This is a genomic window from uncultured Faecalicoccus sp. (assembly GCF_944327125.1).
Classification (GTDB): domain Bacteria; phylum Bacillota_I; class Bacilli_A; order Erysipelotrichales; family Erysipelotrichaceae; genus Faecalicoccus.
Genome location: NZ_CALVGO010000009.1, coordinates 1 through 12,228, shown reverse-complemented (window position 1 = coordinate 12,228; position 12,228 = coordinate 1). Strand labels below are relative to the sequence as shown.

Genomic DNA, 12,228 nt, shown 5'->3' with positions numbered 1-12,228 from the left:
TTTTTATATTCTTCGGCCGACCACTTCGGCTATTTTTTTTCCTTTTTGGATCAAACTGGCATATTTGTCCGGTTTCAAACTCTGATCGCCATCGCTCCAGGCACACTCAGGATTATCGTGTACTTCAATGATCAAACCGTCAGCTCCTGCCGCAATGGATGCCAAAGACAAAGATTCAATAAGCTTCCAGTTTCCGGCGGCATGACTTGGATCAATGATGATAGGCAGATGGGTCTTTTCTTTTATAATGGGAATCACGGCCAGATCCAGAGTGTTTCGTGTCATGGTTTCAAAAGTTCTTATTCCTCTTTCGCAGAAGATCACATTTGGATTTCCCTCCGACATGATATATTCGGCAGCCATGATCCATTCACTGATCGTATTGGCAAGCCCACGTTTCAATAAAACGGGCTTTTTGGTTTTTCCCACCGCTTTTAATAAATCAAAGTTCTGCATATTTCTTGCGCCGATCTGTATCACATCTACATTCTCGATGAATTCGTCCAGATGTTCTACGGCCATCAGTTCGCTGACGACAGGCAATCCGGTCTGCTTACGGGCGATACATAAATCTTTGATTCCTTCGGTTCCAAGCCCCTGGAAGGCATACGGACTTGTTCTTGGTTTATAGGCACCGCCTCTTAACATGTCAGCGCCGCACTCTTTGACTTCTTTGGCGATCCGTGTAATCTGTTCTTTTCCTTCAACACTGCATGGCCCGGCAATCATGACGATCTTCTGTCCGCCTATCTGGATTCCGTTAACATCCACGATGGTGTTGTCAGGATGAAATTTTCGATTGACCAGTTTATATGGCTCGTCTACCCGCTGTACATTGGCAACGATAGGGTTGGCCATGACATTTTTTTCATCGACTTTTGTCGTATCGCCAACCAGTCCGAATACGTTGTAGTTTTCACCATAGATCACCGTAACTTGGAGACCCATATTTTCAAAGCGATGTATCAAATGATCGATTTGATCTTGTTTAGCGTCTTTCTTTAGCGTGATAATCATAAATTTTCCCCCTGTTTAAATAACGGCTTTTGTCGCTGTTTCGTGGTAAGCCTTGATGATCTCATCGACGGTTTTTTCCATTTCTTCATTGTTGAGCACGACAACATTGGAATATTTCTGATACAGCGGATATCTTTCCTTGTGCATGATCTTTAAGGCTTCCTTACTGGAAGACAGAGGACGGTTTGGATCGCTGGAAATCAGTTTATCCAGATCGCGGTCGATAAAGATCACGATCCCGTTCAGTCTAAGATTATCCATATTGACTTTATTCTTAATGGTTCCGCCGCCCGTGGCAATAATGACATTGTTTAATGTAGAAAGTTCCAGGGCAACCATCGATTCCAATTTTCTGAATCCGGCCTCTCCACTTTGTGCAAAGATCTCGGGAATCGGCATTTTTGCCTTTTCCACGACGACATCATCCAGGTCGATAAAGCGTTTATTCAATCGTTTTGAAAGGATTTGTCCGATAGAGGTCTTTCCCGCACTAGGCATTCCAATTAATACGATGTTACATTTTTCAATGAGAAGATCGTGAATCACTTCATCAATTTTATCATCACAGATGGTCTTTCCTGTAATCAGTTCAACGGCATATTTCGTTTGTGCTACTTCCATTTCAATGCCAATCACACGCTGGATCCCAAGTTCCTGGGCATTAAAACCTAACGTTGTCAATATAGGATTGTAGATCAAGTCAATGACGGTTTCACAATTAGAAAATAACGACATGGCAATAGGAGCGTTGGAAATGTCCGGAGACATGCCGACCGGTGAAGTGTTGATGACAATATCCGAGTTCAGGTGTTTCGCAAAGCATTCGACATAAGAGATGCTTCCATGACTTTCATTGATGTCCACGACATGGATTTCGCTTGCGCCCATTTCTTTAGCAACAACCTGGACCGCGGCGCTGGAACCCCCGTTACCTAATACCAGGATCTTTTTGCCTTTAAAATCTATGTTGTGGCGTTTGATCAAATAGTAGAAGGACTGATAGTCGGTGTTGTATCCGTAAGACTTTCCATCTTTGATTACGATCGTATCCACGGCACCGATTTTCTTTGCGTTTTCACTGGGGATGTCTACGTAATCATAAACCAGCTGCTTGTAAGGGAAGGTGATATTGATACCTTCAAATTTTTTCTCCTTTACAAACTGTATCGTTTCTTCGGGAGTCATTTCCTTCATTTCGTAATCATACAGACCAAAGGCATTCGATACGCGCTGGGTGAAATTACCTCTAAGATCCTGTCCAATCAAACCTGTTTTCATAATCTTTCTCCTTTAAAAAATAAAAAGTGTTAACTGAAACGCTAACACTTTGAAAAGCCCTGAATTTTTTTAATTTTCGCAGGGCTTTTTAGTTAAAAAAGTAAAAATAACTATTCGAAAGTATTTTCATGTAAAAATAATATCAATTTTTTCATTTAAAATCAATTATTTTTTCATTCGTTTTCAGGCTTTTGATTGTCAAAGGTATAATGCACCAAATAGTTGATAAATTTGTTGACAGAGGGGGTTAAATACCGATTTTTTAACGTGGCCATGTAGATGGTTCGATCTTCCAGTTTATTTTCGATTTTTATGTCTTTCACATCATATAACTTGATCATATCGATTTTCGGTACCAAAGCAATACCGTAATTGATTGCCACAAGGCCCAGGGCGGCAGAATCTTCAACCACCTCACACTGGATGGAAGGCTGGATTCGAACCGTTTTAAAGACCTGGTCCAGATAGGGGCGAAGGCCGGATCGATTGGAGTACAGGATCCATTTTTCACTGTCCTTTATTTTTGTGAGATCAATAGAGTCGTATTTGGCTAACGGATGATGTTTGGATACAACCAGTACAATTTCTTCTTTTACGACCGGAATATAGTTGATATCGTTGGTGTTTTCAACTTTGGAACAAAAACCGACATCAAAAGTTTGATCCCGTAAGTTTTTTATGATCGTAGGCGAAGTATTTTGATACAAGTTAAAATGGATGCCCGGGTGAGTCTTTAAAAATCGTTTCATTACATTGGGAATATAATAAGCTCCCAATGTATAAATAAATCCAAGGTCGATCGTACCAGAATCAACACTGGCCAGTGATTTGATAAAGTTATTTCCATGTTCGATTTCTGTAAGTCCCTGTTCGACATAGTCATAGTAAAATTTTCCGTATTTGGTCAGACGAATGTTTCTACCTTGTTTCTCGAACAAGGTCACGCCCAATTCATTTTCCAATTCACTGATCGCATGCGAAAGGGATGGTTGGGAGATGTTGAGCATTTCTGAAGCGTGCGTATAATGTTCCGTTTTTGCCAGGACCCGAAAGTATTTTAAGTAATTATAGTTCATGATTTAATTATACTTTAATCTATAGATAGAATCTATAGAAAAAGCTGTTTTTATTAATTGTTCATATGATATCGCTTTCATATAATATTGTTTGGAAATGGAGGAGAACTTATGCAGAAATACAATTCACTGTTTAGTCCTATTCAAATCAAAGACGTCGTAATGAACAATCGAATCGTTATGACGCCCATGGGAACAAACTTTGGTGAAACCGATGGAGGAATGAGTTTTCTACATATCAATTATTACGAACAAAGAGCTCAGGGAGGAGCGGGATTGATCATTGTAGAAAACGCTTGTGTTAAGTATCCGGAAGGAAGTAACGGAACTACACAGATTCGAATTGATCACGATAATTTTATTCCTCGCTTTTTTAAACTTTGTGAAAATGTCCATAAACATGGAACCAAGATTGCGATTCAGTTGAATCATTCCGGCGCCAGCGCGGTTGAAAGCCGTATTGGTATGCAGCCAGTCAGTGCAAGCAATCTGCCAAACAAAAAAGGGGGATCGATCCCAAGACAATTAAGCGTCGAAGAGATCGAATCGATTGCCGATGATTATGCAGCCGCTGCCAAAAGAGCTCAGATCATTGGATTTGATATGATTGAGATCCACGCAGGACATTCTTATTTGATCAGTCAGTTCTTAAGCCCGCTGACAAATAATCGTACCGATGAGTATGGGGGAACACCGGAAAATCGCGCTCGTTTTGCGAAACTGGTCATGGAGAAGGTTCGCCAGGCAGTAGGACCAAGATATCCAATCATTTTACGAATCAGTGCCGATGAAATGCTGAAAGGCGGAAATACACTGGAAGATACCCTGCAGCTTCTTGAATACTTCCAGGAAGAAGCGGATATGATCGATGTGTCTGCGGCTTTATCGGATTCCATTCATTATCAGATCGATGCCAATTATCTGCCGGATGGATGGAGATCTTATATGGCCAAAGCGGTCAAGGATAAATTCAATAAACCGGTCATGACAACAGGAAATATCCGTGATCCAAAGGTTGCCGAAGAGATCCTGGAAAAAGGGGATGCCGATTTTATCGGAATGGGACGTCAGATGATTGCCGATCCGAACTGGCCAAACAAAGTTAAATATGGAAAAGAAGACGAGATTCGTAAGTGTATCTCTTGTAACATTGGATGTGCTGGGCATCGAATTGGTTTGAATCGGCCGATTCGCTGTACAGTGAATCCTGCCGTCAATGCAGATGTTGATTACTATAAAGAAAAAATCAAATCTCCTTGCAACGTTGTAGTGATCGGAGGAGGAACCGCTGGCTTGGAAGCGGCATGTACAGCTGCCGAAGTGGGATGTACTACATTCCTGATCGAAAAAGAAGATCATTTAGGCGGTCTGGCAAGTAAGATCTCCCGAATTCCGGAAAAATACCGTGTGGCCTATTTCCCTGAATATTTGATCAACCGTGCGCGTAAATTAAGAAATCTGATTACATTCACCTCCATGGAAGCAACACTTCCATTTATTGAAAATCTGAAGCCCGATATCATTGTGAATGCGACAGGTTCTCATCCGTTGCTGCCGCCGATCAAAGGCCTTCATGAAAATTTGGATAAAGACAATAATAAAGTAAGTTCCATCATGAAAATGATGGATTCCATTGAAAAATATCCGGAAGATTGTTCAAATATGCATATCGCCGTAGTGGGCGGTGGAGCTGTTGGATTGGATGTTGTCGAATTTTTCGCAAATCGCGGTGCTAAGACAACGATTATTGAAATGCAGCCTCAAGTGGGTAAGGACCTGGATCCAGTGACCAAGTCCCAGGTTAAAGAAATGATCGAAAAACATCATGTCAACGTGATGGTGAATACGGCATTGCAGGAAGTTTGTGAAGATCACTTTGTCGTCAAGGTAAACGATGAACTTTCAAATATTGATTTTGATCTTGGATTTGTTTGCCTGGGAATGCGCAGTTATTCGCCAATCTATGCATCTTTGTGTGAACATTATAAAGATGAAAATGTAGATATCATCAACATTGGTGACAGTGTCAGAGCCCGTCGAATCATCGAAGGGGTTGCCGAAGGCAGAAATATATTGAGTGTATTAAGAAAAAGAGAACTTTTATAGGAGGAAATCATCATGAGTAAAATTACAGAACGAATTACAGGACATACAGAGCTGATTGGGCTGATCGCGTATCCGATTCGCCATTCAAAAAGCCCGACGATGCACAATGAAGCTTTTAAGAAATTAGGTTTGGATTATGCTTACCTTGCCTTTGAAGTGGATAATTCTACATTGGAAGATACGGTCAAAGGGTTCCGTGCTATGAAAGTTCGCGGATGGAACGTATCCATGCCTAATAAAACGGTGATTGGTCAGTATCTGGATCATCTGTCTCCTGCCGCTGAACTTTGTGGTGCAGTGAATACCGTTGTCAATGACAATGGTGTCTTGACTGGGCACATCACAGATGGAATCGGATTTATGACCGGCTTGAAAGAAAGCGGTGTCGATGTGATCGGGAAAAAGATGACGATTGCCGGAGCGGGTGGAGCCGCTACTGCCATCGAGATCCAGGCAGCATTGGACGGAGTAAAGGAAATCTCGATCTTTAACCGCCGTGATGAATTCTGGGCTCGTGCTGAACAAAACGTAAAGAACATCAACGAAAAAACAAGCTGTAAAGCCACATTATATGATTTGGCCGATCATGAATCTCTGCGCCGTGAAATTGAAGACTCTTATATCTTTGTCAACGCTACTGGCGTAGGTATGAAACCGTTAGAGGGTCAGATGGTTATCCCGGACGCATCCTATCTTCGAAAAGATTTGATTGTAGCTGATACAGTATATTCTCCTAGAACCACTAAGTTATTGGAAACCGCTAAAGAAGTAGGATGCGCCAAAGCCATCAATGGAGAAGGAATGATGTTGTATCAGGGAGCTGCTGCTTTTAAAATGTGGACAGGTCAGGATATGCCTGTAGAACACATCAAAGATGTATTGGATATTCAGTTTTAATGAGATTAGGGAGACGTTATGAAGAATAAAAAATATTTACCCAGTGCTTTTGTACTGTATTTAACATACTTTGTTCATGGAATTGGTTGTTCCGTTCTAGGGCAGGCCGTCATTAAAGAAAGCCTGGCTGCCCAATGGGGGTATTCTGATTTGGCTGCCGGAATTGGAGCGGTTACAATGGTAAGTGCTTCTTTGGGATTGGGCCGTTTGATCACTTTGCCATTTTCTGGACCTTTATCCGATAAATTAGGAAGAAGACCTTCTACGATCATTGGGATCCTTTGTTATGCGATCTTCTTCTTTGGAATTGCGTTCTCACCAAATATGACATTTGCCTATGTGGCTGCTATTTTCGGTGGGGCTGCCAACTCTTTCCTGGATACAGGTGTTATTCCTGCCTGTGTTGAGATCCTGGAACCTAGAAGTTCTCTGGCAACCATGGGGACAAAATTCTTTATCTCGGTGGCTCAGTTGTTGCTTCCATTCATGTTGGGATTTATTGCCGCAAACAATATGAGTTACAATATGATTCTGATCGTAACAGGAATTGCGATCCTTGTTGTTGGCGTACTGACATTGTTTGCACCGCTTCCTAAACAGGAAAAATCAAACGATGGTCAAAAACAGCCAGGTCTCATCGAAAACATCAAACATTCTAAATTTACAATTGAAAGTATCGCATTGATCATTATCGGCTTTACATGTACGGCAACATTCCAGCTTTGGTTAAACTGTGCCCAAACATTTGCCAAAGATCTGGCAGGAATGGCCGATCCAAGTATCATGCAGACTTATTATTCTTCAGGAAGCTTACTGGCCATTGTTGTAACGGCGATTTTGGTCAATAAGATCAAAGGTGTACGTTTCTTGCTGGTATATCCTGCAATTACTCTGGTTACTTTGATTGCTGTATTGATGTTCCCGTCACAAGGATTGTGTCTTGCCGGTGCGGCCATTGTCGGATATTCTGCCGGTGCTGTTATTTTACAGTTGGTTACGGCAACTTGTAACGATTTGTTCCCTAAAATCAAGGGAACGATCACCAGTATCGTTATGATCATGTCTTCTTTATCGAATTATACGATCTTAACGTTGGCCGGAACCATGGATTCCAGCTCAATCATGATGATGAATATTGTAATCACAGCAATTGGAGTTTTATTGGCACTGTTTGTAAATATGAGATATTCCCGTTTGGTTGGTTCTGACAACTAAACTTTAAGCAACAGTCAAAAATCTAGGCTGTTGCTTTTTTAGAAATGTTATTCTATAGATAAGAGAAGTGATGATATGAAAATTTTAAAATGGTTAGACGATAATTTTGAAGAAACTCTCCTGATCATTCTTTTAGTATGTATTACTTGCCTTATGGGAATCCAGGTGTTTTGCCGATACATATTGAACAATTCATTGACATGGTCTGAGGAGTTGACCCGGTATTTGTTTATCTATATGTGTTTTATTTCAATCAGTTACTGTATCAAAAAATGGATCTCTATCAAGATCGATCAGTTCATCAATCTGTTTTCAAATAAAAGCTATGTGTTTTTGCAACTGATCCTGAATATTATTTTGTTCGTGTTCTTTCTTTATTTAAGCGTTCATGCCTATGTTTTTCTCATCCAAAGCATTCAGTCCGATCAGTTGTCACCGGCTTTACAGCTGCCGATGTACTATGTGCAGTTTGCACCGCTTCTGGGCTTTGGATTGGCAACGATTCGTTCCTTCCAGCAAGTCGTTTTGGAAATGCATAATATTTTGAATAAAAAGTGGGTAAAGGAGGGAGCTGAATAATGTTAGCGTCGATTGTAATGATCTTATTTGTTGTTTTGCTTCTTCTGTCGGTACCGATTGGAGCTGCTTTAGGAATTATCTCTGTGGCACCGAGTTTGATCGATCCATCTTTTGATATTAGTGTGGAATTCATCATTCGTTCTATGTTTGGCGGTATTGATTCCTTTCCTTTGCTAGCGATCCCGATGTTTGTACTAAGCGGGGTCATCATGGCAAGAGGAGGGGTTTCCAAACGTTTGTTTGATGTATTCTCGTATTTTCTGGCATCGAGAACGGCGGGAATTCCTTGTGCGGTCGTTGTGACTTGTTTATTTTATGGGGCCATCTCCGGAAGTGCGCCGGCGACGGTGGCCGCGGTGGGTTCCATGAGTATGCCGGTCATGCTTAAGTTAGGCTATGACAAGAAATTCTCCACAGCGTTGATCGCAGTGGCCGGAGGTTTAGGCGTTATCATTCCTCCAAGCATTCCGTTTATTTTATTTGGTATGGCCACCGGTGCCAGTGTTTCCAATTTGTTTTTGGCAGGTGTTTTTCCGGGAATCTTGATAGCGGCTTTATTGATGGCTTATAGCTGGTATTATTGTAAGAAACACGGAGAAGATAAAGAGAGGATCCAGGAAGAAGTCGATACTTTACGATCCAACGGATTTTTCTCGATATTAAAGGAAGGTTTCTGGGCTTTACTAACACCGGTCATTATTCTGGGATGTATTTATACCGGCGTTGCTTCTCCAACGGAAGCTGCCGTTATCTCGGTTTTCTATGCCTTGTTTATTTCTTTGTTTGTCTATCGTACGATCAAGATCAAAGATTTAAAAGAAATCATGATCGAATCCTTAAAAACCTTTACACCGATCTTGTTCATTCTGGCAAGTGCGGTAGCGTTCTCAAGAATCTTGACTTTATTACAGGTACCGCAGATGGCCGGCTCTTTTATCACCGAGAATTTCACAAGTGCCTTTACGGTACTGGTATTAATCAATATCTTGTTGCTGATCGTAGGGATGGTCATGGATACAAGTCCAGCAATTCTCATTTTGGCTCCGATCTTAACACCGATCATGTCAAGCTTCGGCATGGATCCCATCCAGTTTGGTGTGATCATGGTAGTCAATCTGGCTATCGGTTTTGTTACACCGCCAATTGGTGTCAACCTGTTTATTGCCTCACGGCTTACGGAAGTTCCGGTATTTACGATTGCGAAAAAGGCCTTTCCGCAAATTATCTTATTGTTGATCGCATTGATTTTGATTTGTGTTTTCCCACAGATCTCATTAACTTTGATATAGAAAGGGTGTAAACAAATATGAAAAAACTATTGACCTTTCTTCTTTGTACTTTGTTACTGATTAGCGGTTGTACAAAAAATGTCGATTATGTTGCCCAGTCTCAAAAGTATCCATGGGTATTGGCGCATGCTTCGACTACGGATACGATCACAAGTATCTTTGCGGATAAATTTGCCGAAGAAGTGGAAAGATTGAGCGATGGCCGAATGCAGATCGAAGTGTATGACAACTCAACACTTGGCGGAGATAGAGAACTGATTGAAAGCTGCTTGACCAAAGATGTAAAATTTATTGTACAGAATACAGCGCCTCAGGTTCCTTTTATGGAACAGCTTGCCGTCTTTGACTTGCCAATGGCTTATGATGATATCAATGATGTTCGTGAAGTTCTGGATGATCCTGATTTCCGCTCGATTGTCGATGGAATCTATCAAGATGCCGGTTTTAAACTGTTGTCTTTTGCCGATCAGGATTTCCGTGTGATGACCACGAACAAAGAGATCCAGTCCATCGATGACTTTGCCGGACAAAAGATCCGTACGATGGAAAACTCCTACCACTTGAAATTCTGGCAAAATATTCATGCCAATCCTACGCCAATGTCTTTTAGTGAGGTATATATTGGTTTGCAGCAAAAAACGATCGATGCGCAGGAAAACCCGGTGGAAGTCATCGTTTCTTCCAACTTGTATGAACAACAAAAATATATTGTGGAAACCAATCACTTACCGCATTTATTGTCATTGATCACAAACAATGATTTCTATAAGTCACTTTCTAAAGAAGATCAGAAGATCATTGATCAGGCCAGTGAAAACGCCAGTGAATACGCCCGAGAACAATCGGATCAGCGTATTGAAGATCGAATCAATCAATGTGTTGAAAATGGCGTGACCATTCTTGAACTGGATGATGAAACAAAAGAACAAATGCGAGAATTGAACGAGAGTCTTTACGAAGATATCAAAAATGAAGTCGGTGAGGACTTATACAATGCTTATTTAAAAAATGCTGAATGGAGGTAAACATGAAAACAGTTACAGTGAAAAATGTAGAATTTGGTAAAGGGAAACCTAAGATTTGTATTCCAATCATGGGTAAAGATCTGGATGGTTTAAAAAATGAAATCGAAGGTTTACAAGGATTGCAATACGATATCATTGAATGGCGAATGGATCATTTTAAAGAGATCCTGAATCAAAAAGAAGCCCAAAAAGCAATCGAGCTTGTGGGTTCTCTGTTAAAGGACACGGTTCTTTTGGCGACTTTTAGAACCAGCAAAGAAGGCGGGGAAATGGCCATTTCCAATGCAGATTATGTGGCTTTGAACAAACAAATGATCGATTCCAAATGGATTGATTTTGTCGATGTAGAATGTTTTACCGGAGATGATGAAGTTAAAGAAATCGTGTCATATGCACATGAACATGGTGTTTATGTTGTCATGAGCAATCACGATTTTGATAAAACGCCGGATTATGAAGAAATCGTATCCCGATTAAGATTGATGCAGGAAAAAGAGGCCGATATTCCTAAGATTGCACTGATGCCGCAGTCGAAATCCGATGTGCTTACATTGTTGAAGGCAACTTTAGATATGCATGAAAAGTATGCCGATCGCCCTATCATTACCATGTCTATGGGAGCCGACGGCGTGATTTCAAGACTGGCTGGAGAAGTGTTTGGTTCTTGTTTGACATTTGGTGCAGCCAAAGCCGCCAGTGCTCCAGGACAGATCAATGTGACGGATCTGGATAAAGTGTTGGAAATCTTACACAACTCTATTTAATGAAAAACGGTTAGCTTCAAAGTGCTAACCGTTTTTTTTGTCAATAATTTTGAATTGATTTTTTAAAATGTTCCAGGATCAACGACGTTGAATCCCCATCCACGATAAACCCGTTTGAAATCAGACGTTTGTGATGCTTGATGATATCGTTTTTGTCAATGACAAGGATCTGATTGTTTTCGATGGCCTGTTGTTCATCTTGTTGAAAATAAACAACAGGTTTTTGTATCTTCGAACTTAATTCATTGAGTACGTTGATATCTTGACATGTGGTGATCAGATTGGCTGTTTCTAAAAGAATCTCACGGTAGATCCGATCGATCTCTTCATCATCAATCTGAATATCTTTAAAATGTTCCAAAGCACGTTTTGCCTGAGCTACCAGCATTTCTAAGCCGGTCACAGCGACCTTGATGCCTAATTCTTTAGCCTGTAAAGTAAACTCTGTATCCATTGGATTATATACACAGTCAAATACGGCTTCGATCTTCTTAAACTGACTCAGATCAACAGCGGCGGAATCTACATTGGGATACATGCCGCAAGGAGTAGTGTTTACAACGATATCGATGTCGGGATGTTTGTCATAAACTTCCTCGATGCTTAGAATGCCTGGATTCATTACGATATCCGTCACCAGCATTTCCTTAGCACCATGGTCTTTGATTACGGCTTGAATGGCCTGGCTGGCACCGCCGTTTCCCAACACAAGAACTTTTTTATCGGTAAAAGAAACTTTGTGTTTTCGGACCATATAATCAAAACCATAGTAATCTGTGTTATATCCATACAGGTTCCCGTTTTTATTTACGATGGTATTGACCGCTCCGATTTTCTTTGAGGCATCGTCCAATTCTGTAAGGTAGGGGATCACGTCTTTTTTATAAGGAATCGTAACATTGATCGCCTTAAACGCTTTTTCTTTCATAAAGGAATCCAGCTTGTCTTTTTCCACAGGATGGATGTCGTATGTATAATGATC

General features: G+C 40.9%; 11 protein-coding genes. 7 read left to right on the top strand and 4 right to left on the bottom strand.

Annotation, left to right across the window (positions count from 1 at the left end; translation table 11 throughout):
• Positions 1–3: 3 nt before the first annotated feature.
• The 3 genes from aroF to Q0K03_RS02220 form a co-directional block, all read right to left on the bottom strand.
• Complete coding sequence (gene aroF, locus Q0K03_RS02230) at positions 4–1,017, bottom strand: 3-deoxy-7-phosphoheptulonate synthase (protein WP_297237264.1); 1,014 nt, start codon at positions 1,015–1,017, stop codon at positions 4–6.
• A gap of 15 nt (positions 1,018–1,032) precedes the next feature.
• Positions 1,033–2,295: a shikimate kinase gene (locus Q0K03_RS02225; RefSeq protein WP_297237262.1), complete on the bottom strand. Its 1,263-nt coding sequence runs from the start codon at positions 2,293–2,295 to the stop codon at positions 1,033–1,035.
• A 173-nt stretch (positions 2,296–2,468) separates the two neighbouring features.
• Positions 2,469–3,371, bottom strand: a complete 903-nt coding sequence (locus tag Q0K03_RS02220) for a LysR family transcriptional regulator (RefSeq protein WP_297237261.1) — start codon at positions 3,369–3,371, stop codon at positions 2,469–2,471.
• Positions 3,372–3,482: 111 nt separating this feature from the next.
• Here Q0K03_RS02220 and Q0K03_RS02215 point away from each other — a divergent pair, with 111 nt between their 5' ends.
• The 7 genes from Q0K03_RS02215 (at position 3,483) to aroD (ending at position 11,246) form a co-directional block, all read left to right on the top strand.
• Positions 3,483–5,477 (top strand): NAD(P)/FAD-dependent oxidoreductase, encoded by a 1,995-nt coding sequence (locus Q0K03_RS02215; RefSeq protein WP_297237259.1) that lies wholly within the window; start codon positions 3,483–3,485, stop codon positions 5,475–5,477.
• 21 nt (positions 5,478–5,498) lie between these two features.
• Positions 5,499–6,374, top strand: a complete 876-nt coding sequence (locus tag Q0K03_RS02210; protein WP_297237307.1) for a shikimate dehydrogenase — start codon at positions 5,499–5,501, stop codon at positions 6,372–6,374.
• Between the two features lie 18 nt (positions 6,375–6,392).
• Positions 6,393–7,589, top strand: coding sequence for an MFS transporter (locus Q0K03_RS02205; RefSeq protein WP_297237257.1), 1,197 nt, complete (start codon positions 6,393–6,395; stop codon positions 7,587–7,589).
• A gap of 75 nt (positions 7,590–7,664) precedes the next feature.
• Positions 7,665–8,168 (top strand): TRAP transporter small permease, encoded by a 504-nt coding sequence (locus Q0K03_RS02200; protein WP_297237255.1) that lies wholly within the window; start codon positions 7,665–7,667, stop codon positions 8,166–8,168.
• Positions 8,168–9,457, top strand: a complete 1,290-nt coding sequence (locus tag Q0K03_RS02195) for a TRAP transporter large permease (RefSeq protein WP_297237254.1) — start codon at positions 8,168–8,170, stop codon at positions 9,455–9,457. Before Q0K03_RS02200 ends, Q0K03_RS02195 begins: the two co-directional genes overlap by 1 nt.
• 17 nt (positions 9,458–9,474) lie before the next feature.
• Entirely contained in the window at positions 9,475–10,482 is a 1,008-nt protein-coding gene (locus Q0K03_RS02190; RefSeq protein WP_297237252.1) for a TRAP transporter substrate-binding protein, read from the top strand.
• 2 nt (positions 10,483–10,484) lie between these two features.
• A complete protein-coding gene (aroD, locus tag Q0K03_RS02185; protein WP_297237250.1) occupies positions 10,485–11,246 on the top strand; it encodes a type I 3-dehydroquinate dehydratase in 762 nt (253 codons plus the stop codon).
• A 40-nt stretch (positions 11,247–11,286) separates the two neighbouring features.
• Here aroD and Q0K03_RS02180 read toward each other — a convergent pair.
• A partial coding sequence (locus Q0K03_RS02180) for a shikimate dehydrogenase (protein ID WP_297237249.1) occupies positions 11,287–12,228 on the bottom strand: 942 nt, incomplete at its 5' end.